This is a genomic window from Streptomyces coryli (assembly GCF_011044975.1).
Taxonomy (GTDB): Bacteria; Actinomycetota; Actinomycetes; order Streptomycetales; family Streptomycetaceae; genus Streptomyces; species Streptomyces coryli.
In genome coordinates this window covers 1-25,669 of sequence record NZ_JAAKZV010000024.1, presented here as the reverse complement: position 1 = coordinate 25,669, position 25,669 = coordinate 1, and the positions used below count along the sequence as shown (strand labels likewise).

Annotated in this window: 23 protein-coding genes; 13 read left to right on the top strand and 10 right to left on the bottom strand. The window is 71.9% G+C overall.

Annotated elements, in window-relative coordinates:
• Window positions 1–112: 112 nt before the first annotated feature.
• Window positions 113–1,237 carry a serine hydrolase domain-containing protein gene (locus tag G5C51_RS08585; protein WP_165234370.1) on the top strand — a complete coding sequence of 375 codons (1,125 nt, stop codon included), beginning with the start codon at window positions 113–115 and terminating at the stop codon, window positions 1,235–1,237.
• 62 nt (window positions 1,238–1,299) lie between these two features.
• Here G5C51_RS08585 and katG read toward each other — a convergent pair whose 3' ends face one another.
• Complete coding sequence (gene katG, locus G5C51_RS08580) at window positions 1,300–3,546, bottom strand: catalase/peroxidase HPI (protein ID WP_165234367.1); 2,247 nt, start codon at window positions 3,544–3,546, stop codon at window positions 1,300–1,302.
• 91 nt (window positions 3,547–3,637) lie between these two features.
• Entirely contained in the window at window positions 3,638–4,831 is a 1,194-nt protein-coding gene (locus G5C51_RS08575; RefSeq protein WP_338118064.1) for an ROK family transcriptional regulator, read from the bottom strand.
• A gap of 141 nt (window positions 4,832–4,972) precedes the next feature.
• On the opposite strand from G5C51_RS08575, the gene G5C51_RS08570 reads away from it, so the two are divergent.
• The 6 genes from G5C51_RS08570 to G5C51_RS08545 are packed head-to-tail and all read left to right on the top strand — an operon-like array spanning window position 4,973 to window position 13,642.
• Window positions 4,973–6,442: a sugar ABC transporter ATP-binding protein gene (locus tag G5C51_RS08570; protein WP_165234361.1), complete on the top strand. Its 1,470-nt coding sequence runs from the start codon at window positions 4,973–4,975 to the stop codon at window positions 6,440–6,442.
• A complete protein-coding gene (locus tag G5C51_RS08565; protein ID WP_165234358.1) occupies window positions 6,439–7,458 on the top strand; it encodes an ABC transporter permease in 1,020 nt (339 codons plus the stop codon). The genes G5C51_RS08570 and G5C51_RS08565 overlap by 4 nt, the downstream gene beginning before the upstream one ends.
• Window positions 7,455–8,447 (top strand): ABC transporter permease, encoded by a 993-nt coding sequence (locus tag G5C51_RS08560; RefSeq protein WP_165234355.1) that lies wholly within the window; start codon window positions 7,455–7,457, stop codon window positions 8,445–8,447. The genes G5C51_RS08565 and G5C51_RS08560 overlap by 4 nt, the downstream gene beginning before the upstream one ends.
• The gene (locus tag G5C51_RS08555) at window positions 8,444–9,646 is read left to right on the top strand and encodes a substrate-binding domain-containing protein (RefSeq protein WP_165234352.1); all 1,203 of its coding nucleotides are present in this window, start codon (window positions 8,444–8,446) and stop codon (window positions 9,644–9,646) included. Before G5C51_RS08560 ends, G5C51_RS08555 begins: the two co-directional genes overlap by 4 nt.
• Window positions 9,643–10,497 carry a sugar phosphate isomerase/epimerase family protein gene (locus G5C51_RS08550; protein ID WP_165234349.1) on the top strand — a complete coding sequence of 285 codons (855 nt, stop codon included), beginning with the start codon at window positions 9,643–9,645 and terminating at the stop codon, window positions 10,495–10,497. Before G5C51_RS08555 ends, G5C51_RS08550 begins: the two co-directional genes overlap by 4 nt.
• Window positions 10,498–10,537: 40 nt before the next feature.
• Window positions 10,538–13,642, top strand: a complete 3,105-nt coding sequence (locus tag G5C51_RS08545) for a ThuA domain-containing protein (protein ID WP_165234344.1) — start codon at window positions 10,538–10,540, stop codon at window positions 13,640–13,642.
• Here the strand turns inward: G5C51_RS08545 and G5C51_RS08540 are convergent.
• Entirely contained in the window at window positions 13,635–14,255 is a 621-nt protein-coding gene (locus G5C51_RS08540) for a TetR family transcriptional regulator (RefSeq protein WP_165234341.1), read from the bottom strand. The genes G5C51_RS08545 and G5C51_RS08540 overlap by 8 nt on opposite strands.
• 92 nt (window positions 14,256–14,347) lie before the next feature.
• Here G5C51_RS08540 and G5C51_RS08535 point away from each other — a divergent pair, with 92 nt between their 5' ends.
• The 3 genes from G5C51_RS08535 to G5C51_RS08525 all read left to right on the top strand — a co-directional run bounded on the left by G5C51_RS08535 (window position 14,348) and on the right by G5C51_RS08525 (window position 18,218).
• Window positions 14,348–14,935 (top strand): class I SAM-dependent methyltransferase, encoded by a 588-nt coding sequence (locus G5C51_RS08535; protein ID WP_206313606.1) that lies wholly within the window; start codon window positions 14,348–14,350, stop codon window positions 14,933–14,935.
• Between the two features lie 88 nt (window positions 14,936–15,023).
• Complete coding sequence (locus G5C51_RS08530; protein ID WP_165234338.1) at window positions 15,024–15,839, top strand: class I SAM-dependent methyltransferase; 816 nt, start codon at window positions 15,024–15,026, stop codon at window positions 15,837–15,839.
• Between the two features lie 93 nt (window positions 15,840–15,932).
• Window positions 15,933–18,218: a BTAD domain-containing putative transcriptional regulator gene (locus tag G5C51_RS08525; RefSeq protein WP_165234335.1), complete on the top strand. Its 2,286-nt coding sequence runs from the start codon at window positions 15,933–15,935 to the stop codon at window positions 18,216–18,218.
• Here the strand turns inward: G5C51_RS08525 and G5C51_RS08520 are convergent.
• Genes G5C51_RS08520 through G5C51_RS08510 form a run of 3 tightly spaced genes read right to left on the bottom strand, consistent with a single transcriptional unit; the run spans window position 18,149 to window position 20,519 of the window.
• Window positions 18,149–18,934, bottom strand: a complete 786-nt coding sequence (locus tag G5C51_RS08520) for an ATP-binding cassette domain-containing protein (RefSeq protein WP_165234333.1) — start codon at window positions 18,932–18,934, stop codon at window positions 18,149–18,151. The two genes, G5C51_RS08525 and G5C51_RS08520, sit on opposite strands and share 70 nt — an antisense overlap.
• Window positions 18,931–19,710, bottom strand: a complete 780-nt coding sequence (locus G5C51_RS08515; protein ID WP_206313609.1) for an amino acid ABC transporter permease — start codon at window positions 19,708–19,710, stop codon at window positions 18,931–18,933. The genes G5C51_RS08520 and G5C51_RS08515 overlap by 4 nt, the downstream gene beginning before the upstream one ends.
• 2 nt (window positions 19,711–19,712) lie before the next feature.
• Window positions 19,713–20,519: an ABC transporter substrate-binding protein gene (locus G5C51_RS08510; RefSeq protein WP_338118063.1), complete on the bottom strand. Its 807-nt coding sequence runs from the start codon at window positions 20,517–20,519 to the stop codon at window positions 19,713–19,715.
• Window positions 20,520–20,685: 166 nt separating this feature from the next.
• Between G5C51_RS08510 and G5C51_RS08505 the strand changes: the two genes are divergently transcribed.
• From G5C51_RS08505 to G5C51_RS08490, 3 genes are all read left to right on the top strand, one after another.
• A complete protein-coding gene (locus G5C51_RS08505) occupies window positions 20,686–21,549 on the top strand; it encodes an AraC family transcriptional regulator (RefSeq protein WP_165234324.1) in 864 nt (287 codons plus the stop codon).
• Window positions 21,550–21,554: 5 nt separating this feature from the next.
• Window positions 21,555–21,977, top strand: a complete 423-nt coding sequence (locus G5C51_RS08500; protein WP_165234321.1) for a VOC family protein — start codon at window positions 21,555–21,557, stop codon at window positions 21,975–21,977.
• A gap of 326 nt (window positions 21,978–22,303) precedes the next feature.
• Window positions 22,304–23,233, top strand: a complete 930-nt coding sequence (locus G5C51_RS08490; protein ID WP_165234314.1) for a LysR family transcriptional regulator — start codon at window positions 22,304–22,306, stop codon at window positions 23,231–23,233.
• Here G5C51_RS08490 and pqqE read toward each other — a convergent pair.
• The 4 genes from pqqE to G5C51_RS08475 all read right to left on the bottom strand — a co-directional run.
• Window positions 23,124–24,254 (bottom strand): pyrroloquinoline quinone biosynthesis protein PqqE, encoded by a 1,131-nt coding sequence (gene pqqE, locus G5C51_RS08485; RefSeq protein WP_338118062.1) that lies wholly within the window; start codon window positions 24,252–24,254, stop codon window positions 23,124–23,126. The two genes, G5C51_RS08490 and pqqE, sit on opposite strands and share 110 nt — an antisense overlap.
• Complete coding sequence (pqqD, locus tag G5C51_RS42905; protein WP_338118061.1) at window positions 24,251–24,511, bottom strand: pyrroloquinoline quinone biosynthesis peptide chaperone PqqD; 261 nt, start codon at window positions 24,509–24,511, stop codon at window positions 24,251–24,253. Before pqqD ends, pqqE begins: the two co-directional genes overlap by 4 nt.
• Window positions 24,508–25,191 carry a pyrroloquinoline-quinone synthase PqqC gene (gene pqqC, locus G5C51_RS08480; RefSeq protein WP_165234308.1) on the bottom strand — a complete coding sequence of 228 codons (684 nt, stop codon included), beginning with the start codon at window positions 25,189–25,191 and terminating at the stop codon, window positions 24,508–24,510. The genes pqqD and pqqC overlap by 4 nt, the downstream gene beginning before the upstream one ends.
• Window positions 25,188–25,669, bottom strand: a 482-nt coding sequence (locus tag G5C51_RS08475; protein WP_240929484.1) for an MBL fold metallo-hydrolase, incomplete at its 5' end; no start/stop codon positions are given. The genes G5C51_RS08475 and pqqC, both read right to left, overlap by 4 nt.

Genomic DNA, 25,669 nt, shown 5'->3' with positions numbered 1-25,669 from the left:
ACATGCGCAGGGTGGGGCTAGCCGCAGCACGGATCGGCCGGAAGGCACCAGGGATCTTGGCAGCCGTTTTGGCGAGGCTGTTCCCGACCGATCAACCGGCAGGGGAGAGATCATGGCCCGTACGACCGTCCGCCGCACCACCGCATCCGTCCTGACCGCCGCCGCGCTCGTCGCGGCCGTCGCGCCGAGCGCGGGGGCGTTGGCCCCGGACCGTGGCGAGGATCCGGTGCAGCAGGGGCTGGAGCGGCTCGTGGACGAGCACGATGTTCCGGGCGCCCTCGCATACGACGGGCGCACCACTCGCACCGCCGGGACCGCCGAGCTCGGCACCGACAGGCCGATGCCCGGACCGGACGACAGCTTCCGGATCGCCAGCGTCACCAAGTCGTTCACCGCCACCGCCGTCATGCGGCTGGTGGCCAAGGGCGAGCTCGGGCTCGATGACCGTGCGGGCCGCTACGTACCGCAGCTCAAGGGCAGCGACATCACCGTCCGCCAGCTGCTCAAGCAGCGCACCGGCCTCGCCGAGTACGCGACCCGGCCCGACTGGAACCGCCCCGAGCCGTACACACCCGAGGAGTTCCTCGAGCTGTCGCTGCGCCAGGGCCCCGACTTCGCGCCGGACGCCGACTGGGGCTACTCCAACACCAACTACCTCGTCCTCGGCATGATCATCGGCAAGGTCTCCGGCACCGACTTCCGCACCTACATCGAGCGCCACATCCTGCAGCCGCTCGGCCTCGACCACACATACTGGCCCGGCCGCGACGAACTCACCCTGCGCGGCCCGCACGCCCGCAACTACGGCATCCATCCCGCACACCCCGAGGACGGCCGCACCGACGTCACCGAACTCCCCGGATACCTCTTCGGACCCTCGGGCGGCCTGGTCTCCACCCCGCGCGACCTCGACGCCTTCTGGGACGGCCTCTTCCGCGGCCGGCTGCTGCCGAAGTGGGCGGTGCGGCAGATGACCCACGACGCCACCGAGGTCGGCGGTCAGGGCCCGTACCCCGTGGGCAGCAAGTACGGCTACGGCCTCGTGGGCATCCCGCTGAGCTGCGGCGGCACCCACTGGGGCCACGAGGGCGACCTGCCCGGCGACTCGGTGCTCAGCGGCCGTACGGCGGGCGGCCGCACGGTCACCGTCTACGGCACCACCAATGTGTCGCCGGACGAGGCGGCGGTACGCGAGCTCCTGGCGACGGCGGACGCGGCGTTCTGCAAGCGGCGGTGAAAGCCGGGCGGCCGGCCTGCTCAAGAGCAGGCCGGCCGCCGTGCGTTCCCGTCAGAGACGGGTCACTTCAGGTCGAACCGGTCCAGGTTCATGACCTTGTCCCACGCCTTCACGAAGTCCTGCGCGAACTTCTCCTTGCCGTCATCGCTCGCGTAGACCTCCGCGAGCGCCCGCAGCTCCGAGTTCGAGCCGAAGATCAGGTCGACCCGGGTGCCGGTCCACTTCACCTGGCCGGAGGCGTCGCGGCCCTCGAAGGTGGTCGCGTCCTCGGCGGTGGGCTGCCAGGTGACGTCCATGTCCAGCAGGTTGGTGAAGAAGTCGTTCGTCAGCGACTCCGGCTGCTGGGTGAAGGCGCCGAACTTCGAGCCCTGGTGGTTGGCACCCAGCACCCGCAGGCCGCCGACGAGCGCGGTCATCTCCGGCGCGCTCAGCGTGAGCAGGTTCGCCTTGTCCAGCAGCAGGAACTCCGCCGGCAGCCGGTTGCCCTTGCCGACCCAGTTGCGGAAGCCGTCCGCGGACGGCTCCATCGCGGCGAACGACTCGACGTCCGTCTGCTCCTGCGAGGCGTCCGTACGACCCGGGGCGAACGGGACCTTGATGTCGAGGCCCGCGTTCTTCGCCGCCTGCTCGACGCCCGCCGCACCGGCGAGGACGATCAGGTCGGCGAGCGAGATCTGCTTGCCGCCCGGCGCCGCGGAGTTGAAGCCCTGCTGGGTGCTTTCCAGCTTGCGCAGCACCGTGGCCAGCTCGTCCGGGTTGTTGACCTCCCAGCCGTTCTGCGGCTGCAGGCGGATACGGGCGCCGTTGGCGCCGCCGCGCTTGTCGCTGCCGCGGAAGGAGGACGCCGCCGCCCAGGCCGTCGTCACCAGCTGCGAGACGGTCAGGCCCGAGGACAGCACCTGCTGCTTGAGGTCCGCGACCTCGGCGTCACCGACCAGCGGGTGGGACACGGCCGGGACCGGGTCCTGCCACAGCAGCTCCTCGTCCGGCACCTCCGGGCCGAGGTAGCGCACGACCGGGCCCATGTCGCGGTGGGTGAGCTTGTACCAGGCACGGGCGAACGCGTCCGCGAACTCGGCCGGGTTGTCCTTGAAGCGGCGCGAGATCGGCTCGTAGACCGGGTCGAAGCGCAGCGACAGGTCGGTGGTCAGCATCGTCGGCTGGCGGCGCTTGGACGCGTCGTCCGGCGCCTCCGGGTCCGGTACGGTGCCGGCCCCGGCGCCGTCCTTCGGCCGCCACTGGTTGGCGCCCGCCGGGCTCTGGAACAGCTCCCACTCGTAGCCGAAGAGGACGTCCCAGAAGGTGTTGTCCCACTTGGTCGGGGTCGGCGTCCAGGTGACCTCGAGCCCTGAGGTGATCGCGTCCCGGCCCTTGCCGGAGCCGAAGTCGTTCTTCCAGCCCAGGCCCATCTGCTCGATCGGGGCGCCCTCGGGCTCGACGCCGACGAGGTCGGCGTCGCCCGCCCCGTGGGTCTTGCCGAAGGTGTGGCCGCCGGCGATCAGGGCGACGGTCTCCTCGTCGTTCATCGCCATCCGGCGGAACGTCTCGCGGATGTCGCGGGCCGCGGCGATCGGGTCCGGGGTGCCGTTCGGGCCCTCCGGGTTGACGTAGATCAGGCCCATCTGGACCGCGCCGAGCGGGTTCTCCAGCTCACGGTCGCCGGAGTAGCGCTCGTCGCCGAGCCAGGTCTGCTCCGGGCCCCAGTAGACGTCCTCCTCCGGCTCCCAGGTGTCCGCGCGGCCGCCGCCGAAGCCGAAGGTGTCGAAGCCCATCGACTCCAGCGCCACATTGCCGGCGAGGATCATCAGGTCGGCCCAGGAGAGGTTCTGGCCGTACTTCTTCTTCACCGGCCAGAGCAGCCTGCGGGCCTTGTCCAGGTTGCCGTTGTCCGGCCAGCTGTTCAGCGGCGCGAAGCGCTGCTGGCCGTTGCCCGCACCGCCGCGGCCGTCGCTGATCCGGTACGTGCCGGCGCTGTGCCAGGCCATCCGGATGATCAGCGGGCCGTAGTGGCCGAAGTCGGCCGGCCACCAGTCGTGGGAGGTGGTCAGCGCCTCCTCGATGTCCCGCTTGACGGCGGGCAGGTCGAGGGACTGGAAGGCCTCGGCGTAGTCGAAGTCCGCGTCATAGGGGTTCGTGACGGGCTGGTTCTTCGCGAGGATCTTGAGGTTCAGCTGGTTCGGCCACCAGCCGTGATTGCCGCCCACGGCGTTCTGGGTGGGGTGCGGGGCGCGGGCGTGCACGACCGGGCAGCGGCCCTCGCTCTCCAGGCTGTCGTCGGCGACGAGTGGCTGGTCCTGCTGCTCCGACATCTATTCCTCCGGGGGCGTCATCGAAGAAGGCACGTAGTGCCTTACTCAACCCCCAAAGCAAGAACAAGTCAAAGATCCGACACGGTCAAATTTAGCCGATCGCAGGCGACTTCAGCCCGCCCTGCAGCAGCGCCCGGTCGACCTGCGCAGGTGACAGAGCGTGCTCGATTCCGAGGATGGCGGCGCCCACCGCGGCGGCGTTCTCGCCGGTGCGGCTCGGCTCGATCCGCAGCACGTGGGTGGCGAGCGGATGCGAGCGCCGGTAGACCGCCTCGCGGACGCCGGCGAGCAGCTGGTCGTGGACCGCGGCGAGGGCGCCGCCGACCACCACCGTCTCGGGGTTGAAGAAGTTGACCAGCCCCGACAGCACCTCGCCGACGGCCCGCCCGGCCTCGCGCACCATCCGTACGGCGTCGCGGTTGCCCTCCTGGACGAGGCGTACGACATCGAGGCCCGAGCGCGCCTCGAGCCCCAGCTCCGTCAGCCGTTCGGCGAGCGCCGCGCCGCCCGCGATCGCCTCCAGGCAGCCGGAGTTGCCGCATCGGCACAGCTCCTCGCGCTCGCCGACCCGGATGTGCCCGATGTCGCCGGCCGAGCCCTGGGCGCCGCGGTGCAGCCGGCCGTCGGCGATGATGCCGCAGCCGATGCCGGTGCCGACCTTCAGGTAGAGCAGATAGCGGGTGCCGGGGAAGGCCTGGCGCTGCTCGGCCAGGGCCATCACGTTGACGTCGTTGTCGACCAGGGCGCGGACCCCGTAGTGCTCGGCGAAGTACTCCGGGATCGGGAACTGATGCCAGCCCGGCATGATCGGCGGGTCCACGGGGCGGCCGGTGGAGAACTCCACCGGGCCCGGCACCCCGACCCCGATCGCCCGCAGGGTGTGCTGCCCGCGGCCGGTCTCCGCCAGCAGCGTCCGCAGCGTGCGGTCCACATGCGCCAGCACCGCCCGCGGCCCGTCCGCGATCTTCAGCGGGTCCTCCCGTACGGCCAGCAGGGAGCCGCCGATGTCCAGCAGCGCCACCCGGCAGTGCGAGGCGCCCAGGTCGACCCCCGCCACGGCGTGCTCCCGGGTGCGCAGGCTGAGCCGGCGCGGCGGGCGGCCGCCGGTGGAGCCGGCGTCGGCGGTCTCGTCGACGAAGCCGTGCGCGATGAGCGCGTCGACGCGCTGCGAGACGGTGGAGCGGGCGAGGCCGGTCAGCCGGGCGATCTCGGCGCGGGTGGCGGCGGAGCCGGCGCTGATCAGCGCCAGCACGTCGCCCGGCGACTGAACTGGTGGCGAGGTCACGGCAGTCACCCTAAGGACGACTTCTGCGGCCAGCAAGACCACCTTTGTTCGGCGATCATCCTAACTCCCGGCGCAAAAGTCCAAATGCCCGCGCTGCTTCGGCCCTTGACGGTTCAAAGAAGGCTCGGGACATTGCACTGCATGCTGAAGATGCAGGGCGTGTCCAAGAGCTTCCTCGGCGTACGAGTGCTGCATGGGGTGTCGCTCGACCTGGAACCGGGCGAGGTGCACGCGCTGGTGGGGGAGAACGGCGCCGGCAAGTCGACGCTGATGAAGGTCCTCGCGGGCGAGTACGCGCCGGACGAGGGGATCATCGAACTCGACGGCACCACCGTCTCCTTCTCCCACCCCGGCCAGGCCCAGGCGGCCGGAATCGGGCTGATCCACCAGGAGTTGGCGCTGCTGCCGCACCGGACGGTCGCCGAGAACGTCTTCCTCGGCCGCGAGCCGGTGCGCCGCGGCCTGGTCGACCGGCGCGCCATGGAGGCCCGTACCGCCGAGCTGCTCGCCGAGCTCGACGAGACCGGGATCGCGCCCGACACCCTGATCAAGGACCTGTCCGTGGCCCGGCAGCAGACCGTGGAGATCGTCAAGGCGCTGGCGGCGAGCGACGTCCGCGTACTTGTCATGGACGAGCCGACCGCGCCGCTCGCCGACCACGAAGTCGAGCTGCTGCACGGCCTGGTGCGCCGCCTCGCCGGGCGCGGCATCGGCATCCTCTACATCTCGCACCGGCTGCGCGAGGTCTTCGACCTGTCGCAGCGCATCACCGTGCTCAAGGACGGCCGCAAGGTCGCCACCCTCGCCACGGACGGGACCACCGCCGACGAGGTGGTGCGCGCGATGGTCGGGCGCGAGCTCGGCTCGTACTACCCGCCGCGGGCGGAAGCCGAGGAGGTCGGCGAGCCGCTGCTCACCGTCGCCGGGGGCGGCAACGAGCGCCTCAAAGACGTCGAGTTGAGCCTCCGCGCGGGTGAAGTGGTCGGCATCGCCGGGCTGCAGGGCTCCGGGCGGACCTCGTTGGTACGGGCCCTGTTCGGCGCCGCGCCGTTCACCACCGGGACGATGACTCCGTTACGCCCCACCAGCCCCCGCCGGGCGATCCGCGCCGGGATCGCGCTGGTCACCGAGGACCGCAAGGCGGAGGGGCTGGCGCTGCGGCAGTCCGTACGCGACAACGCCCTGCTCGTCACGCGGGCCGTCCCCGGCCGCGGCACCCGCGACATCGGCGGGTTACTGGAACGGGTCCGGCTGCGCTCCCGCGGCGAGGACCAGGAGGTGAAGTACCTCTCCGGCGGCAATCAGCAGAAGGTCGTCATCGCCAAATGGCTCGCCGCCCGCCCGAAGGTGCTGCTCTTCGACGAGCCCACCCGCGGCGTCGACGTCGGCGCCAAGGCCGCCATCCACACCCTCGTCCGCGAACTCGCCCGCGAGGGCATGGCCGTGCTGATCGTCTCCTCGGAGCTGCCCGAGCTGATCGGGATGAGCGACCGGATCCTCGTCATGGCGGGCGGCCGGCTCGCCGGTGAACTCCCCGCGGGCGCGGGCGAGGAGCAGATCATGCGGCTGGCCACCAGCGAGACGGCCTCGGCGAAGGGGGCCGCAGCATGACGGCGATACGTACGGAGGCGGCCCCGAAGCCCGCCCGGCGGTTCACCCGGCGCCGGCGGCTGCGATTCAACGACCCGGTGGTGGGCGTATGGCTCGCGGCCGCCGCGGTCACGCTGCTCGGCTGGATCGTGGTCGCCATCGACGGCGGCAACCTGCTCTCGCGTACCGGAGTTACGGGCATCCTGCAGAACTCCGTAGCGCTGGGGCTGGTCGCGGTCGGCCAGTCGGCGGTGATCCTCACCGGCTCGCTGGACCTCTCGGTGGCGTATCTGATCAGCATCGGGACGCTGGTCGCCGCGGAGACGATGCAGGACGGCAGCGTGTTCACGGCGGTGCTCGCGGTGCTGGGGCTGTCGGCGGCGGTGGGTCTGGCGAACGGCCTGATCGTCACCGGGCTGAAGGTCAATGCCTTCATCGCGACCCTGGGGATGGCGTTCATCCTGCGCGGCTGGATCGAGGACAACTACACCGGCCCGGCCGGGAAGGTCCCCGACTCCTTCCAGCGGCTCGGCTACGACCGGATCGGGCCGGTCCCGGTGTCGGTCTTCCTGCTCGCGGGCGTGGCGGTCGCGTTGTGGCTGATCACCAAACGGACCCGCCTGGGCCACCACATGTACGCCACCGGCGGCGATGAGCACGCGGCCCGGCTCTCGGGCGTACGGACCAAGCGCACCGTCGTCGCCGCGCACGTGCTGTGCTCGCTGTGCGTCGGCGCCGCCGCGCTCTTCCTCGCCGCGCGCTTGGGCGCGGGCGCGCCCTGGGCGGGGACGGAGGCGCGCTACGACCTGGAGTCGATCGCCGCCGTCGTGCTCGGCGGCACGGCCCTCGCCGGGGGCCGCGGCGGCGTGGCCGGGACGCTCGGCGGGGTGCTGGTGCTGTCGGTCCTGGACAGCGTCTTCAACCAGCTGTCCGTCGACCCGTTCTTCAAGAACGTCGTCCGCGGCGTCGTCATCATCGCGGCGGTCGCGATCTACGCGAGACCGCGCCGTACGACCCCGAGGAGGCAGCCCGCATGAGCACCGCGACCGCCGTCCTCACCGGCGCCGGCCGGCGCCTCGGCACCGGAGCGCCCGTCTACGCGCTCCTCGTCGTCCTGCTCGCCGCGCTGGCGATCACCGAGCCCGGGTTCTACGAGCCGGACAGCTTCCTGGCCTTCATCAAGCGCGCCGCCCCGCTGGTGATCCTCGCCGCGGGCCAGTACCTCGTCATCGTCTCCGGCGGCTTCGACCTCTCCGTCGGCGCCGTCGTCACCGCCGGGGTGGTCGCGGCCGCCGAGTTCTACGGCTCGTTCCCGGACGCGCCGTGGGTGCTCGTCACCGCCGGGCTGCTGGCCGCCGGGGCAGTGGTCGGGCTGGTCAACGGGCTGATCACCACGAGGCTCCGGGTGCCGTCCTTCATCACCACCCTCGGCATGATGCTCATCCTCGAAGGCGCCGTCTTCTACTGGACCGGCGGCTCTCCCCAGGGCACCTTGCCGGAGGCATTCCGCGCCTTCGGCCGCGGCACCGCGGGCGGCTGGCTGCCGTGGGCGGTGCTCGCCTGCCTCGCCGTCGGCGCCGCCGCCTGGTGGCTGATGCGCTCCGACTTCGGCCGTACGCTCATCGCCACCGGCGACAGCGAGCGGGCCGCCGCGCTCGCGGGGGTGCGGGTGCCGCGCGTGCGTACCCTCGCCTTCCTCGGCTCCGGCGTCGCCGCCGCGCTGGCCGCCGTGCTCGTCGCCGGTTTCTCCGGGGTGTCCGCGCAGGCGGGCCGTGGCCTGGAATTCGAGGCCATCACCGCCGTCGTGCTCGGCGGCGTGATCCTCGGCGGCGGCCGCGGCTCCGTGGTCGCCGCGATGGCCGGCGCCTTCTCGCTCCAGGCCCTCTTCACGCTGCTCAACCTCCAGGGCGTCTCCGGCGCGCTGGAGTCCACCGTCCAGGGATTCATCGTCATCGCCGCCGTCGGCCTCGGCGCCGCCGACTACGGACGGCTGCGCCGCCGTCGTACCCCCGAGGAGTCCGCATGAGCCGTACCCGCAGACGCGTCCTGCCGCTTGCCGCCGCCGTGTTGGCGGGCGTGCTGGTGGCGTCCTGTTCCTCCGACAAGCCGGCCGATTCGGCGGACGGTGGTCCGTCCGCAGCCAAGGAGAGCGACAGCAAGCAGTCGAAGTTCTTCGACCAGGGTGATTACGAGCGCCAGCTCGCCCTCGCGAAGGCCACCCCGGAGGGCCCGCAGGACAAGCCCTGGGAGCAGATGCTCGAGCCCGAGATGCAGGACACCGCCAAGTACAAGAAGAAGGGCTCCGGCGGCATCAACCTCTGCTTCTCCAACGCCGGCGTCTTCAACCCCTGGCGCCAGGTCGGCCTGAAGAACATGAAGGCCGAGGTGAAACTCCACAAGGAGATCGCCGACTTCACCGTCCTGGACGCCCAGGGCAAGGACGACAAGCAGATCTCCGACATCCAGGAGCTCTCCGGCAAGAACTGCGACGCCCTGATCGTCTCCCCGAACACCACCGCCACCCTCACCCCGGCCGTCAAGCAGGCCTGCGGCAAGGTCCCGGTGATCGTCTTCGACCGCGGCGTGCAGACCGACTGCGCGGTCACCTTCATCAGCCCGGTCGGCGGGTACGCGTACGGGGCCGCCGCCGCGGACTTCCTCACCGAGAAGGTGAAGAAGAAGGGCAAGATCGTCGCCCTGCGCATCTCGCCCGGCGTCGACGTGCTCGAGACCCGCTGGTCCGCCGCGAAGATCGCCTTCGACAAGGCCGGACTCGACGTGGCCGAGGTCAAGTTCACCGACGGCGACCCGTCCAAGACCAAGTCCATCGTCTCCGACGCCATCTCCCGGCACGGCGACATCGACGGCGTGTGGATGGACTCCGGCGCCACCTCCGTAGCGGCGGTCGAGGCCTTCGAGGACGCGGGCAAGGACGTGCCGCCGATCACCGGCGAGGACCAGCAGGACTTCCTGCAGGCCTGGAAGGACAAGAAGCTCACGGCCATCGCGCCGACGTACCCCACCTTCCAGTGGCGCACGCCGGTGATCGCCGCGCTGCAGATCCTCGAGGGCAAGCAGGTGCCCAAGACGTGGACACTGCCGCAGCCGACCGTCACGCAGCAGAACCTGGACGAGTATCTGCAGGACGGCATGCCGCCGCTGCACTACGCGATGTGCGGCTGCGCCGACCTGCCGGGCTACCCCGGGGCGTGGGGCAAGAAATGACGTTCGCCATCGGCGCCAATCCCTGGATCTGGCACTCCCCGGTCACCGAGCAGGCCCTGGCCGAGGTGCTGCCGCGGCTGGCCGGCTGGGGCTTCGACTGCGCGGAGCTGCCGCTGGAGGACCCGGGCGACTGGGAGCCGAAGGCGGCCGCGCGGCTGCTCGACACCAACGGCCTCGCGCCCGCGGCCGTGATCGCGGTGCTGGGCCCGGGCCGTGATCTCGTACGCGCCGAGCCGGCCGCGGTCCGTACCACGCAGGACTACCTGCGCCGGTGCGTGGACGCGGCCGCCGAGCTCGGCGCCCCGGCGGTCGCCGGGCCCGTCTACGCCGCCGTCGGCCGTACCTGGCGGATGGCCGGCGGCGAGCGGGCGGCGGCGTACGCCGAGTGGCGCGAGCACCTCGCGCCGGTCGCGGCGCACGCCGCCGCGGCCGGGGTGCGGATCGCGGTGGAGCCGCTGAACCGCTATGAGACCAGCCTGTTCAACACGGTCGAGCAGACGCTGACCGCGATGGAGGGACTGCCTTCCGACACCGTCGGCATCGCCCTCGACACGTACCACCAGAACATCGAGGAACGCTCGCTGCCGGACGCGGTGCGGGCGGCAGCGGGCCGTATCGCACACGTCCAGGTGTGCGCGAACGACCGCGGCACGCCCGGCGCCGATCACCTCGACTGGCCCGGCTTCGTCGGGGCGCTGGGCGAGGCCGGTTACGAAGGCCCGCTCTGCATCGAGTCGTTCACCGCCCACAACGCCACCATCGCGGTCGCCGCCTCCGTCTGGCGGCCGCTCGCCGCATCGCAGGACGCCATCGCCACGGAAGGCCTCGCCTTCCTGCGCGGGCTCAACTGACGTACACAACCGGCACGTATGCACCGGAGAGGACCGCTGAATGCATTGTCATGTCCGCGTCTTACTGAGATCCCTCACCGCGCTCGCAGCCGCGCTGCTGCTCGCGCTCACCGCACTCCCCGCCAACGCCGCCCCCAAGGCGGAGTTCAAGGCCCTGCTCTTCACCAGGGCCGTCGGCTACGTCCACGACTCGATCCCGGCCGGCATCCAGATGATGAAGGAGGAGGCGGCGGAGAACGACTTCGAGCTCGTCCAGACCGACGACCCGACCGTCTTCAACGACGCCGAACTCGCCCAGTACGACGTCATCATCATGCTGCAGAACTCCGGCATGGTCTGGGACACCGACGCCCAGCGCAAGGCCATGCAGGACTACGTCGGCAGCGGCAAGGGCGTCGTCGCCGTCCACAACACCCTCGACATGGGCATCGAGGCGGAATTCCCATGGTGGGACGACACCATCAACGGCGGCGCCCACATGCCCTCCCACTCCCCGGGCGTGCTGCAGGGCACCGCCAAGGTCGCCGACCACGACCACCCCTCCACCAAGGGGCTGCCGGAGCGCTGGGAGCGCCCGGAGGAGTGGTACAACTTCGACGAGAATCCGCGCGGCAAGGTGCACGTCCTCGCCACCGCCGACGAGACCACCTACGACCCGGGCGGCGACGCCATGGGCGCCGACCACCCGATCTCCTGGTGCCGCAACGCCGCGGGCGGCAAGGTCTGGGCCACCGCGATGGGCCACGACAAGGCCTCGTACACCGAGGAGTACTTCCGCGACCACGTCGTCGGCGGCATCAAGTGGGCGGCGGGCGCCGCCCCCGGCGACTGCGGCGGCACCGTCTGGAACGGCTACGAGAAGGTCGCCCTCGACGACGACACCGCCGACCCGATGGAGCTCGACGTCGCCGCCGACGGCAAGGTCTACTACGTCCAGCGCGCCGGCGAGGTGCAGATCTTCGACCCGGCCACGCACCAGACCACGACCGCCGGCAAGCTCGACGTCTATACGGGCGGCGAGGACGGCCTGGTCGGCATGGAGCTCGATCCGGACTTCGCGGAGAACAACTGGATCTACCTCTATTACGCCCCCGCCGGAAGCACCGAGGACGTGAACCGGCTGTCCCGCTTCACCATCAAGGACGGCAAGCTGGACACCGCCAGCGAGAAGAAGCTCCTCGACGTCCCGGCCTACCGCGACCGCACCTTCCCCGAGCCGGGCCACACCGGCGGCTCGGTGGAGTTCGGCCCGAACCGCACCCTCTACCTGGGCACGGGCGACGACGTGCCGCCGAACCTCGACCCCAACTGGCAGGGCTACGCGCCGCTCGACTGGCGCGAGGGCAAGCAGATGCTGGACGCCGCCCGTACCGCGGGCAACACCAACGATCTGCGCGGCAAGATCCTGCGTATCAAGCCCAAGGACGAGGGCGGTTACTCCGTCCCGGACGGCAACCTCTTCAGCGCGGGCACGGACAAGACCCGGCCCGAGATCTACGCGATGGGCTTCCGCAACCCGTTCCGCTTCACGGTCGACCCGAAGACCGGGTACGTGCACGCCTCCGACTACGGGCCCGACCGCGGCGCCCCGGCGACCGACCGGGGGCCCGAGGGTCTGGTCGAGTACAACGTCATCAAGAAGGCGGGCAACTACGGCTGGCCGTTCTGCCACGGCGACAACCAGCCGTACGCGCCCTTCAACCCCGACACGGGCGAGATCGGCGCGAAGTTCGACTGCGCCAGTCCCACCAACCCGTCGCCGAACAACACCGGTCTGAAGGAGCTGCCGAAGATCGAGCTGCCCGAGGTCTGGTACGGCTACGGCACGTCGGAGAAGTTCCCCGAGATGGGGGAGGGCGGCTCGGCGCCGATGAGCGGCCCCGTCTACAACTTCGACCCGGACAACAAGTCGGAGACCAAGTTCCCGGCGTACTTCGACGGCGCGAACTTCTTCTACGAGTGGTCCAGGAACTATGTGAAGGAGATGCGCTTCGACAAGGACGAGAAGCTGCTGAAGATCAATGACTTCATGGACTCGGTGAAGTTCAACAAGCCGATGGACATGACCTTCGGGCCCGACGGCTCGATGTACGTCCTGGAGTGGGGCAGCGAATTCGGCGGCGGGAACAGCGACTCCGGCCTCTACCGGATCGACTACGCGCAGGGGAAGCGCACCCCGGTGGTGAAGGCCACGGCGTCGGCGACCAACGGCCCGGTGCCGCTGAAGGTGGACTTCTCCAGCGAGGGGACGTCGGACCCGGATGGCGACTCGCTCACATACGAGTGGGACTTCGACGGGAACGGCACCTTCGACTCGACCGAGGCCAACCCCAGCCACACGTACGAGACGAAGGGCGACTTCACCGCCCAGCTGAAGGTCACCGACTCCAGCGGCAAGTCCGGCTTCGCCAACGTGCCCATCACGGCGGGCAACATCGCCCCGAAGGTGACCATCGAGACCCCGGTCGACGGCAAGGCGATCACCTTCGGCGACAAGGTCCCGTACAAGGTGACGGTGACGGATCCGGAGGACGGCACGGTCGACTGCTCCAAGGTCCTCGTCAACCCGGCCCTCGGCCATGACGACCACGAGCACCCGACCACCGACCTGCCGGGGTGTGAGGGCACGGTCGACACGGGCGATCTGGGCGGCCACCCGGAGGGCGCGGACCTGACCTATGTCCTCAACGCCCGCTACACGGACGGCGGCGGGGGCGAGGGCGTCAGCAAGCTGACCGGTTACGGGAAGGCGGTGCTGCAGCCCAAGCACAAGCAGGCCGAGTACCGCGACGACCAGTCCGGCACCCGCATCGTCTCCCAGGCGGGCGCGGAGAACGGCAAGCGCATCGGCGACATCAGCGACGGCGACTGGATCGCCTTCGCGCCGATGTCGACGGAGGGCATGGCGAAGGTCAGCTACAAGCTGTCCTCCCCGGTCGGAAACGGGGCGATCGAGCTCCGGGCGAACGCGCCGGACGGGCCGGTCCTGGCGACTACCCCGGTGCCGAACACCGGCGGCTGGGACACGTACCAGGAGACTCCGGCGGTCGACCTCGCAGCCAGGGAGGGGGTGAAGAAGCTCTACCTGAGATTCACCACGCCGCAGAACAACTCCTTCGACGTGGACGCGATGACCCTCAGCTGACCGGCGGCGGCCGCAGCGCGTCCAGGGTCAGGCGCTGGAGCGACGGCTCCAGTGCCTCCCGGCCCGGCATCGTCGCGCTGCGGAAACCGTGCGCGTGCAGCTGGGAGATGAACCACCAGGCGCCGGCCTCGGGTTCGAGGTCGGCCCTGATGCTGCCCGCCTCCTGCCCGCGCCGCAGGACGTCGGCGAAGGCGGCGGCGACCGTGTGCAGGGCCCGGTGGGTGGCGTCACCCGTCGGGCCCTCCGCGCCGTGCGCCACCGCGTCGGCGAACAGGGCGCCGAGCGCGCCCCGCGCGTGCAGCCGGTCGAAGTGGGCGGGGGCGAGCCAGTGGGCGAGGACGTCCGGCACCGGGCGGCCGTCCTCCGCGGTGCGGCGCAACTGGTCGCCGACGGTGGTGGCGGCGTGCTGCAGCACCTCGCCGAAGAGGGCCGCCTTCGTGCCGAAGTTCTGGAACACCACCGGCTCGCTGACGCCGACCTGTCGCGCTATCTCCGCGACCTTGGTGCGCTGGTAACCGCGGGCGGCGAAGGCCTCGGTGGCGGCCGCGAGGATCGAGGCGCGGCGCTCCGGCGCGGTCATGCGGGCGCGGCGGGTGGTGGGGGACTGGCTCACATATCCCAGGCTAGCCGGGATGTTGTCCGCGTACTTAGTCGCGGCTAAGCTCGGAGGCATGGACTTAGTCGTGACTAAGTAAGGAGCCGAAGATGCCACATGGACGCATGCCATTACGCGGCAAGGCCGACCCGGAGGCGCCCGGTGCGCTCGGTCACCCGGGGGCGTACGAAGTCCTCAGCAAGGTCCTCTTCCTGGGCCGCAGGCGGCGGTTGTACGGGCAGCTCGTCGCCCTCGCCGGGGTCGGGGCCGGCGACCGGGTGCTGGACATCGGCTGCGGCCCCGGCTATCTGACCCGGCTGGCCGCGCGGTCCGCGGGGCCGCGGGGCGCGGCGGTCGGCATCGATCCCTCGGAGGAGATGACGCGTTACGCCGCCCGGCACACGAAGGAGCCCAACTGCACTTTCCGCAAAGGGCTCGGCGAGGACCTCGACCTCGCCGACGACTCCTTCGACGCCGTCGTCACCAGCCTCGCCGTGCATCACATCCCGGAGGACAAGCGGGAGCGGGCGGTGGCGGAGATGTACCGCGTGCTGCGGCCCGGCGGCCGCGTCCTGATCGCCGACTTCCGGCCGCACCGGCAGTACGTCGAGACCGCGGGCTTCGCGGAGCTCACGGAGGGCGGCGTGCGGCCGTTCCTGCACTACGTACGCGGGGTGAAGCCGCCCGCCGCGGCCTGACCGGCGCCCGTACCAACGCCGCACCAACGCCTCGCCAAACCCGCCCCGGCAGCCTGGCGGCGCCAGGCTCGGGTGAAGGGGGACGCGGATGCGTGCGGGACAGGATCATCAGGCGCGGGAGCACTACGGGGACCGGATCTTCCACGGCGGGACCGCCGGTGAGCTCGCCCGGCTGGAGGCGCTGGCCGCGGCGTTCGACCCGGCCAGCCGGCGGTGGCTGGCCGCGCTCGGGGTCGGGCACGGGTGGCGGTGCCTCGATGTCGGGGCCGGGCCCGGCAGCCTGACCCGGTGGCTGGCCGGGCAGGTCGGGGAGGACGGCGAGGTGGTGGCGGTGGACCGCGACACCCGGTTCCTGGAGCGGATCAGCCATCCCCGGCTGCGGGTGGTCCAGGCCGACCTCACCGTCGAGGACCCGCCCCTGCCCGGCGGTTACGACCTGGTGCACGCCCGCTTCGTGCTGATGCACCTGCGGGAGCGCGAGGAGCTGCTCGACCGGCTGGTGTCGTATCTGCGGCCCGGCGGCTTCCTGCTGGTCAGCGATGCCGCGGACCTCGCCTCGCAGTCGTCGCCCGACCACGCCTTCCGGCGCACCATGACCGGCATGTGGCAGGCGCTGGCCGCCACCATCGGCACCGACGGGCAGTGGGGCCGGCAGTATCCGGCCGCGCTGGCGCGGCGCGGGCTGCGGGTGCTGGGGATGGCGGCGGAGCTGCCGGTGGTGTCGGCGGCGTCGCCGCTCGGGGTGTTCTGGGGGCTGACGTTCCGGGAATGCCGGGCGGCGATCAGCGCGCATACGGACGTGCGGGACGAGACCGTGGACCGGGCGCTGGAGTATCTCGGTGAACCGGACACCCGGGATCTGTCGATGGCGATGATCGGGGGATGGGGGCGGCGGCCGGGATGAGGGGACGCCCCCGGAATGCGAGTGCGCAGGGGGCTTTCGATCCCTGTCGAATGTTATGGCCCGGCCGGGGCTGAGCCCCTAGCGTCCTGAGACGTGCTGGATATACGGCTCCTGGGGCCGGTCGAGGTCCGGCGCGACGGGGGAGATGCCGGGCTCGGCGGCGAGCAGCAGCGGAGCGTCCTGGCCGCGCTGGCGCTGCGGCCTGGCCGGGTGGTCTCCGCGGCGCGCCTCATCCACCTGCTGTGGGGCGAGTCCCCGGCGGACTGCGCCGGGACCACGCTGCGCTGGCATGTGCACCGGCTGCGGCAGGCGCTGGGCGCCGCGGTCGTGACCCGGAAACCCGGCTACCTGCTGCGGCCCGATGCCGCCCGCGTCGACGCGGCGGACTTCGAGGCGCATCTCGCCGCCGCCCGCGGCGCGGCGCCGGAGCAGGCCGCGGTCCGGCTGCGGGAGGGGCTCGGGCTGTGGCGCGGCCCTGCACTGGCGGACGTACGCGGGCTGGAGGCGGAGGCGGCCGAGCTCGAGGAGCGGCGGCTGGCGGCGCTGGAGCTGTGCGTGGACGCCGAGTTGACGCTCGGCCGGCACGCCGAGCTGGTCGCCGAGCTGTCCGGGCTGCTCGCCGCGCAGCCGCTGCGCGAGCGCACCCGGGCGCAGCTGATGGTGGCGCTGCACCGCTGCGGGCGGCGGGCGGAGGCCCTCACGGTCTTCCGCGACGGGCGGCTGCAGCTGGTCGAGGAGCTCGGGGTGGAGCCGGGGGAGGAGCTGCAGCGGGTGCACCGGGAGGTGCTGGCCGGGGCCTCCGGGGCGCCGCCCGTACCCGGGGCCGCGATGCCGCCGCCGCTGATCGGCTGCACGCAACTGCCCGCCGATATCGGGGACTTCACCGGCCGCAGGGACCAGCTCGCCGAGGTGGTGCGGCGGCTGCGCGCGGAGCCCGCCGCCCCGCGCAGCGTCGTCGTGTCGGGGCCGGCCGGCGTCGGCAAGACCACTCTCGCCGTGCACGCCGCGCATCTGCTGCGGGACGCGTATCCCGACGGGCAGCTCTTCGTGAACCTGCGCGGCTGCGGGCCCGCCCCCGCCGAACCGGCCGCGGTGCTCGGCCGGTTCCTGCGCTACCTCGGCGTGCAGCCCGGCGCCGTACCCGAGGACCCGGAGGAGCGGCAGGAGCTCTACCGCGCCGTGCTCGCCCGCCGCCGGGTCCTCGTCGTCCTCGACAACGCCGCCACCGAGAGCCAGGCCGACGAGCTGCTGCCCGGCGGCCCCGGCTGCGGGGTGCTGGTGACCAGCCGGCGGCGGCTGGCGCTGCCGGGCGCGCGGCCGCTGGACCTGGCGACGCTGGACGGGCGGGAGGCGGTGGCGTTCCTGAGCGGCCTGGTCGGCGACGACCGGGTCACGGCCGAGCCGGAGTTCGCAGGGCGGCTGGCCGCACACTGCGGCCACCTGCCGCTGGCGCTGCGGATCGCCGCCGCGCGGCTCGTCGTCCGCCCGCACTGGACGGTACGGGACCTGGCCGAGCGGATGGCCGACGAGCGGCACCGGCTCGACGAACTCGCCCACGGCGACCTGGAGGTGCGCGCTTCCGTCCGGCTCGGGCACCGCTTCCTCGACCCGGCCGCCGCCCGCGCCTTCACCCTCCTCGGGCTGCTGCACACCCCGGACTTCGCGCCGTGGCCGGTGGCCGCGCTGCTCGGCACCCTGCCCAGCGGCGCGGAGGAGGTGCTCGACCGGCTCGCCGACGCCCGGCTCGTGGAGGTCGCGAGCCGGGACGGCGCGGGCCAGAGCCGGTACCGCTGCCACGACCTGGTGCGGCTCTACGCCCGGGAGCGGGCCGGTGCGCTCCCGGCGGCGGAGCGGCGGGAGGCGCTCGGCCGGCTCTTCGCCGCGGCGCTCTGGCTGACCCGCAGGACCGCCGAGGCCACCGGCCACGTCGACCGCACCGCCTTCCAGGGCACCGGCCCGACCTGGCCAATGCCCGCCGTGCTCGGGTCAGGACCGCGGGCCTGGCTGGACGCCGAATGGCCGGTACTGACCGCGCTCGTCGGCCACGCCGCCGCCCTCGGCATGGCAGGCGCCGCCTGGGAGCTCACCGCGGCGCTGACCCCGGGTCTGGAAGCCCGGGCGCAGTTCGGCGAGTTGGAGCTGTGCGCCGAGCGCGCGCTCGCGGCCAGCCGGGCCGGCGGCGACCGCCTGGGCGAGGCGGTGGCGCTGCGGACCCTGGCGCGGGCGTACGGCGGCACCGGGCGCTCCACCGAGGGCGAGCGCTGCCGCCAGGACTCACTGACGATCCTCCGCGAGCTCGGCCTGGAGGGTCAGCCGACCTCCTTCACCTCCGCCGCCGCCGGGTCCAGCACCCGCGCCAGAAACAGCCGCGTGCGCTGATGCTGCGGGTCGGTGACCACCTGCTCCGCCGGGCCCTCCTCCACGATCTGCCCGTCGTCCATGAAGATGACCCGGTCCGCGACTTCACGCGCGAAGCTCATCTCATGAGTGACCACGAGCATCGTCATGCCCTCGTCCGCGAGCTTGCGCATCACCGCGAGGACGTCGCCCACCAGCTCCGGGTCGAGCGCCGACGTGGGCTCGTCGAAGAGCATCAGCTCCGGGCCCATCGACAGCGCCCGCGCGATCGCCGCGCGCTGCTGCTGGCCGCCGGAGAGCTGCGCCGGATACGCCGACTCCTTGTCGCCCAGGCCGACTCCGGCCAGGTGCGCGCGAGCCAGCCGCTCCGCCTCCGCCTTGCCACGGCCGAGGACGCGGCGCTGGGAGATGGTCAGGTTGCCGAGCACGGTCAGATGCGGGAAGAGGTTGAAGGCCTGGAAGACCATGCCGATGCGGCGGCGCATGCGGTCGATGTCCACATCCGGGTCGGTGACCTCCGTACCCGACACGGTGACCTTGCCCGCGGTCGGCTGCTCCAGCAGGTTCACGCACCGCAGCAGCGTCGACTTCCCCGACCCCGACGGGCCGATGACGCACACCACTTCGCCGCGCCGCACGGTCAGGTCGATGCCCTTGAGCACCTCGAGGTCGCCGAAGGACTTGTGCAGCCCGGCCACTTCGATGGCGGGTCCCTCCGGGGGCGCATCCGTAGTCACTTGGCCCTCGCCGCCTTCGCCTCCAGCCGCCGGACCAGATGGCCCAGCGGGATGGTGATGATGAGGTAGCACAGCCCGGCGACCAGGATCGGCGTCAGGCTGCGGTAGTCGTTGAGCGCGTCCTTGCCGAACTTCGACAGCTCCTGCTCCTCCAGCGCGAGCCCGAGGACGTAGACGAGGGACGAGTCCTTCGTCAGCAGGATCAGCTCGTTCGCCAGCGGCGGCAGCACGATGCGGAACGCCTGCGGGATGACGATCGAGATCATCGCCCGCCCGTGCGACATCCCCAGCGAACGGGCCGCCTCCACCTGCCCCTTGGGCACCGCCTGGATGCCGGCGCGGATGGTCTCCGCCATATACGCGGCGCCGACCAGGCCGAGCGCCAGCATCACCGTGACCAGCTTGTCGACCCGCACCTGGAACGCCAGCGGCACGCCGTATCCGAGCGCGATGAAGACGAGCAGCGCGGGCACGCCGCGGAAGAACTCGATGTAGACCGTGGCCAGCCAGCGGTTCGGCGGCACCGACGACAGCTTCATCAGCGCCAGCAGCAGGCCGAGCGCGAGCCCGAAGGCGAAGCCAAGACCCGTGTAGATGACCGTGTTGACCAGCGCCGTCGTGATGATCTCCGGGAACTGGGCCTTGGCCACCTCGACGTCGAAGAACGCACGCCGGATCTCGCCCCAGTCGGCGGTGAGCGCGAGCACGGCGGCCACCAGGAGCAGCACGCCGTACTGCGCCCCCCGCATCGTCCGTGCCCGCTTGCGGGGGGTCATGCTCACTGCGCGTTCGCTTCCTCGCCGAACCACTTCTTGTAGATCTTGTCGTAGGTGCCGTCCGCCTTCGCGTCGGAGAGGACGTCGTTGACGACCTTGCGCAGCTCCTTGTTGCCCTTCTTCAGGCCGATGCCGTACTGCTCGCCGGTGTCGAACTCGGTGGACACCTCGTACTTGGGGTTGGCCTTCACCCAGTCGTAGAGAACCCCGTTGTCATTGATGGCGGCCTGTACTTCGCCGGTCTCAAGGCCCGTCAGCATGAGGCCGAGGTCCTCATAGTCGATGAGCGTGGCGCCCTTGGCCTTGTCGCGGGCGTACTTCTGGCCGGTGGTGTCCTGCTGCACCCCCAGCTTCTTGCCCTTGAGCGGGGCCAGCGAGTCGATGCCCGAGCCCTTCTTCGTCACCAGCGCCTGGGTGGCCTCGAAGTACGGGGCGGAGAAGTCGAACTTCTCCTTGCGCTCGGGCGTGATGGTCATGCCCGCCGCCGAGAGGTCGCACTTGCCGGCCGTGTAGACCTCGCCGGACTCGATGCCCTCGAAGGGCGTGTCCACGACCTCCTGCTTCACCTTCAGCTTCTTCGCCACCAGGTCCACGAGGTCGATGTCGAAGCCGACGATTTTCTTCGTCTTCTTGTCCTTGTATTCAAAGGGCTCGTACGGCAGCCCGGTGCAGTTGAGGAGTTTCCCGTCCTCGACGAGCGACACATCGCCGCTCTTGCCCTGCGACTCGGTGCTGGAGCAGCCGGCGAGGACGAGGGCCGCCGAGCATATGGCGGCGGCGAGCGGCAGGGAGATGGTGCGGGTTGGCACGATGCCTCCAAGGCGGTGAGGCGGGCGAACGTACGTCCCGGTCGGCGGCGGTTGCCGCGCTGTGCCGGGCATCCTGCCACCGGGCGGGCCCGGTGTCGTGGTCAAGGTCATTGCGGGCCGGTAACGACGCCGCGACCTGCGGCGGCACACGGCGCATACTGGACGTATGGGTACTGACGCCGGGCAGCAGGAGTTCGTGCGCATGGCGCCCGGGCTCGGCGGCATGGTGCTCTCGGCCGTCGGCTATCGCCAGCACGGAGCGCAGCCGGCCGTGCACCGCGGGCTGCCGTCCCCGTATCTGACGCTGATCTTCTCCCTGGACGGGCCGGTCACCGGTGGGCTGACGCCCGAGCAGAGCGACGGGTTCGCCACCGACATCGTCATCGGCGGGCTGCACGACGCGCCCACCTATGTGCGCCAGCCCGACCGGCAGACCGGCGTGCAGCTCGCGGTGCATCCGCTGGCGGCGCGGGCGCTGTTCGGGATGCCGGCGGCGGCGCTCTCCGGGCAGGTCGTCGTCCCCGACGGGCGGGAGGTGCTCGGCCGGGCCGGCGGCGAGGTGCAGGAGCGGCTGCGCGAGGAGGAGCGCTGGGAGCAGCGCTTCGACACCCTGCGGGGGTATCTGCGGCGCCAGGTCGCGACCGCCCGTCCGGACGCCGTCCGCCCCGAGGTCGCCGAGGCCTGGGCCTGGCTGGCCCGGCACGGCGGCGCGGGCTCGGTCGGCGGCCTCGCGAAGCATGTCGCGCTCAGTGAGCGGCGGCTCACCGCCCTCTTCCGCGCCGAGACCGGCATCAGCCCGAAGCAGGCGGCCCGCCTGATGCGCTTCGAGCGGGCGAAGGAGCGGGTCGTACGGGCCGTGGTGGCCGGCGTCCCGCCCGACCTGGCCCGGGTGGCCGCCGACTGTGGCTATTACGACCACTCCCACCTGGTGCGGGACTTCCGCCAGTACACGGGGGTGAGTCCCACCGGCTGGCTGGCCGAAGAGTGCCGGAATATCCAAGCCGGGGGGCACCTCAACGGCACAGAGTGAGTCTCATGGACACCAATGAGAAGCAGACTCAGCAGAAGACCCGCGAGCCCAGCGTCTGGCCCACCCTGTGCGCCACCGACGCCCCCGCCCTGATCGACTTCCTCGTCGACACGATCGGCTTCACCCGCACCGCGGTCTACGAGGACGATGGCGTGGTCGCCCACGCCCAGCTCGACTGGCCGGAGGGCGGCGGCATCATGCTCGGCTCGCACCGCCCCGGCCACGACTGGACCCTGCCACCCGGGTCTGCGGGCCTCTACGTGGTCACCAGCCAGGTCGACGCCCTCTACGAGCGCGTAAAGGCCGCCGACGTAAAAATCTTCCGCGACATCCAGGACCAGCCGTACGGCAGCCGCGAGTTCTCCCTGGAGGACCCGGAGGGCAACAAGTGGTCCTTCGGCACCTACCCGGGCGAGCCGGCGGCCTGAGCCTTCGACCGGCTATGAGCAGGGAGCGGTCTCCGCGGGGCGGCCTCGCACGAGGATGCGTGCGCCGGCCTCGTTGACCTGGCGGACCTGCACGGAACCGCAAGCGCACTGGGTCCACACGGTCAGTCCTTCGTGGGTGCAGTGGCGCGACAGCGTCGTGAAGGGCTGGGCGTCGGCCCAGCCGCAGTACGGGCAGTTGCCCATCTATCGGCTCTCCAAGCTCGCTTTCGTACTTTCCGGTTGACCGGCTACCCCCTCAGGATGGGGAATCACAGCCGTTCAGGTCCAGGTTGGATCTATTGACCGTATTGTGAAGGAGGGCCTTAATGATTGACCTGCGCCGCCTGCGTGTCCTGCGGGCCGTTGCCTATTACGGCACCGTCACCGCGGCGGCGGAGTCGCTCCGGCTCACCCCCTCGGCCGCATCGCAGCAGATCAAGCAGCTCGGCCAGGACCTGGGCGTGCCACTGCTCGAGCCGGTCGGCCGCCGGGTGCGGCTCACCGCGGCGGCCCGCAGCCTGCTCACCCATGCGGACGCCATCGAGGCACGCTGGCAGCGGGCGCACGCGGAGCTGCTGGGCATGGACGGCGAGCCCGCCGGACTGCTGCGGATGGCCGGCTTCCCGACCGCGCTGTGCCGGCTGCTGGCGCCGGTGGCCGGGGAGTTGTCGGCCCACTATCCGCGGCTCGACATACGGCTGCGCGAGGCCGAGCCGCGGGACGCCTTCGACCTGCTCTTCGACGACGAGACGGACATAGCCGTGGTCGAGGCGCTGCCGGACGGGCCGGCCACCGGCGATCAGCGCTTCGACCAGCGGCTGCTGCTGGACGACCCGTTCGACCTGCTGGTGCCCGCCGACCACGGTCTGGCCGGGCTCCCCGAGGTGGACCTGGTGGCGGTGGCCGCGGAGAAATGGATCATCGGCGTGCCCGGCAGCTCCTCGCGGCAGCACGTCCTGGCGGCGTGCAGCGCCGCCGGCTTCAGCCCCAACGTCACGCACGAGGCCTGCGACTGGAGCGCGGTCACCACCCTGGTGTCGTACGGCCTCGGCGTAGCCCTCGTGCCGCGCCTGGCCCAACTGCCGCCGCAGCGCGACATGGACCGCATCCCGGTCTCCGGCACCCCGGCGCCGAGCCGCCGCTTCCTCACCTGCACCCGTCGCGGCGCGGCGGCGGGCCCGGCGGTCGCCGAGGCGCTGCGGGCGCTGCATGCCCGCGAGGATCTGGCGGCGGTGATGGAGCCGGTGGGGCCGTAGCGGCTTCGGCGACCAGGTGGTGGTCGGGGGAGCGGTGGCAGGCCGGGTCCGTACGGGAGGCGTCGCCGGTCAGGGCGTAGGCCTGGCAGCGGCAGCCGCCGAAGTCCTGCTCGCGCAGGTCGCAGGAGCGGCAGGGGTCGGGCATCCAGGCCGTGCCGCGGTAGCGGGTGAAGGCCGGGGAGTGCTGCCAGATCCAGTTCAGGTCGTGGTCGCGGACGTTGGGCGGGGTCAGGCCGGGGAGCGTGGCGGCGGCCGGGCAGGGGAGGGCGGTGCCGTCGGGGGTGACCGTGAGGGAGACCGCGCCCCAGCCGCCCATGCAGGGCTTCGCCTCGCCGGTGAAGTAGTCGGGGAGGACCCAGATGAGGTCGGTGCGGCCGGCCAGTTCGGTGCGAAGAGCCGCCACCTCGGCCCGGGCGCGCTCCAGTTGGGCGCGGGTGGGGAGCAGGGCGCGGCGGTTGTGCAGCGCCCAGCCATAGTACTGGGCGTTCGCCAGCTCGATCCGGTCCGCGCCCCAGTCCACGGCCAGGCGGACCAGGTCGCCGACCGCGTCCAGATTGCCGCGGTGGAGGACGACGTTGACGCCGAGCGGCAGGCCCGCCGCGCGGACCAGCCGCGCGGCGCGGGTCTTCTCCGCGAACGAGCCGCGGCGCCCCGCGATCCGGTCCGAGGCCTGCGGGGCGGCGTGTTGTACGGAGAGCTGGACACTGCGCAGGCCGGCGTCGGCGAGCGCGGCCAGGCGGGGTTCTGTCAGGCCGGTGCCGCTGGTGACCAGCTGGGTGTAGATGCCTTCGTGTTCCGCCGTGGCCACGATTTGTTCCAGGTCGCGGCGGAGCAGCGGCTCGCCGCCGGAGAGATGAGTCTGGACGACGCCGAGGGCGGCCGCCTGGCGCAGCACGGACTGCCAGGCGGCGGTGTCCAGTTCGCGGGAACGGCGGGTCAGCTCAAGCGGGTTGGAGCAGTATCCGCAGTGCAGCGGGCAGGCGTGGGTGAGCTCGGCGAGCAGGGCCCAGGGTGCGGTCACTTCAGCAGGCCCTCCTGCCGGAGCCGACTGAGGAAATCCGTTACGTCCCCGGCCACCGGCGCGCCCGGGTGCCTGGCCGCCAGCTCGGCGGCCAGCTCGTCGCCCGTACGGCCGCCGTCGCACAGCCGCAGCACCTCGGCGGCGCTGCCGCGCAGCACCACCACCCGCTCGGGCAGGAGCAGCAGGTCCCCGCCCCGTACCGGATCGGCGCGCAGCACCGTCCCCGCGGGCAGCCGCGGCCGCCAGCCGGCGGTCACGGGCGGTCCCCTCCGTCCACGGCGTCCAGCAGCGACCACAGCACATCGCACTTGAAGGCGAGGGCGTCCACCGCCAGTTGCCGCTCCTCCGGTGTGCGCGCCCACTCCAGCACCAGCGCGAGCGCCTCCGCGCTGTCGCGGCTGCCCTGGCCGACGCGGGTGCGGAAGTACTCCAGGCCTTCGCGGTCGATCCAGTCGTAGTGCCGCTCGAAGGCGGCGATACGGGCCGTCATGATGCCGGGGGCCGACAGCTCGGTGAGCGAGGCGGCCACGGCTTCGAGGGGGCTGCGCAGCCGGCAGAAGTTGACGTAGCCGTCGACCGCGAGCCGCACGCCGGGGAGTACACCGTCGCCGCTGAGCAGCAACTCCCGTTCCAGGCCCACCGCCTCGCCGAGCCGCAGCCAGCGCTCGATGCCGCCCTCGCCGTCCGCCGCGCCGTCGTGGTCCTGGATGCGCCGCAGCCAGGAGCGGCGCAGCGCGGGGGTGGTGAGCTTCGCCGTGATGTGCGCGTCCTTGACCGGGATGTGGCGCTGGTAGTGGAAGCGGTTGAGGACCCAGCGGCGCAGCTCCGCGGGGGTGAGCGTGCCGTCGTGCATGCGGATGTTGAACGGGTGCCGGTCGTGGTAGCGCTCGCGGGCCACCGTCCGCAGCCGGTCTTCCAGGGTCGCCGTCGGGATCACAGCTGGAGCACCATTCCGTCGTGCGCCACCTCGAGCCCGTGCGCGTCGAGCAGCTGGTGCTCGGCGGCGCCGGGGGCGGTGAGCGGGTTCGTGTTGTTGAGGTGGGTGTAGAGGCGGCGGGGTACGTCCAGGGCCGCCAGCCGCTCCGCCGTGCCGCCGGGACCGGTGATCGGCAGGTGGCCCATCGCGGTGGCGGTGCGCTCGGTGAAGCCGGCCCGTACCGGCTCCTGGTCGTCCCAGAAGGTGCCGTCCATCAGCACGCAGTCCGCCGCCGCGGCCGCGCCGTCGAGCCACTCCGGCCAGACGCCGAGGGCGGGGGCGTAGAGGAGGCGGCGGCCGGTGGCGCGGTCTACGGCGTCGAGGGCGCTGACCCAGTTGCCCGCCTGCTTGGCGTCGGCGGCGTAGCGCGGGCGCTTGCCGGAGACGCCGATGGCGCTGATCTCGACCGAAGAGCCGGGGGCGAGGGGCTGCGGGGCGG

Excerpts from the sequence above, each read along its gene's own strand:
- G5C51_RS08530 (WP_165234338.1), top strand. The coding sequence starts at position 15,024 with ATGCGTGCGGGACAGGATCATCAGGCGCGGGAGCACTACGGGGACCGG.
- G5C51_RS08555 (WP_165234352.1), top strand. The coding sequence starts at position 8,444 with ATGAGCCGTACCCGCAGACGCGTCCTGCCGCTTGCCGCCGCCGTGTTG.
- G5C51_RS08550 (WP_165234349.1), top strand. The coding sequence starts at position 9,643 with ATGACGTTCGCCATCGGCGCCAATCCCTGGATCTGGCACTCCCCGGTC.
- G5C51_RS08570 (WP_165234361.1), top strand. The coding sequence starts at position 4,973 with ATGCTGAAGATGCAGGGCGTGTCCAAGAGCTTCCTCGGCGTACGAGTG.
- G5C51_RS08585 (WP_165234370.1), top strand. The coding sequence starts at position 113 with ATGGCCCGTACGACCGTCCGCCGCACCACCGCATCCGTCCTGACCGCC.
- G5C51_RS08535 (WP_206313606.1), top strand. The coding sequence starts at position 14,348 with ATGCCACATGGACGCATGCCATTACGCGGCAAGGCCGACCCGGAGGCG.
- G5C51_RS08565 (WP_165234358.1), top strand. The coding sequence starts at position 6,439 with ATGACGGCGATACGTACGGAGGCGGCCCCGAAGCCCGCCCGGCGGTTC.
- G5C51_RS08490 (WP_165234314.1), top strand. The coding sequence starts at position 22,304 with ATGATTGACCTGCGCCGCCTGCGTGTCCTGCGGGCCGTTGCCTATTAC.
- G5C51_RS08560 (WP_165234355.1), top strand. The coding sequence starts at position 7,455 with ATGAGCACCGCGACCGCCGTCCTCACCGGCGCCGGCCGGCGCCTCGGC.
- katG (WP_165234367.1), bottom strand. The coding sequence starts at position 3,546 with ATGTCGGAGCAGCAGGACCAGCCACTCGTCGCCGACGACAGCCTGGAG.
- G5C51_RS08515 (WP_206313609.1), bottom strand. The coding sequence starts at position 19,710 with ATGACCCCCCGCAAGCGGGCACGGACGATGCGGGGGGCGCAGTACGGC.
- G5C51_RS08545 (WP_165234344.1), top strand. The coding sequence starts at position 10,538 with ATGCATTGTCATGTCCGCGTCTTACTGAGATCCCTCACCGCGCTCGCA.
- G5C51_RS08505 (WP_165234324.1), top strand. The coding sequence starts at position 20,686 with ATGGGTACTGACGCCGGGCAGCAGGAGTTCGTGCGCATGGCGCCCGGG.
- G5C51_RS08500 (WP_165234321.1), top strand. The coding sequence starts at position 21,555 with ATGGACACCAATGAGAAGCAGACTCAGCAGAAGACCCGCGAGCCCAGC.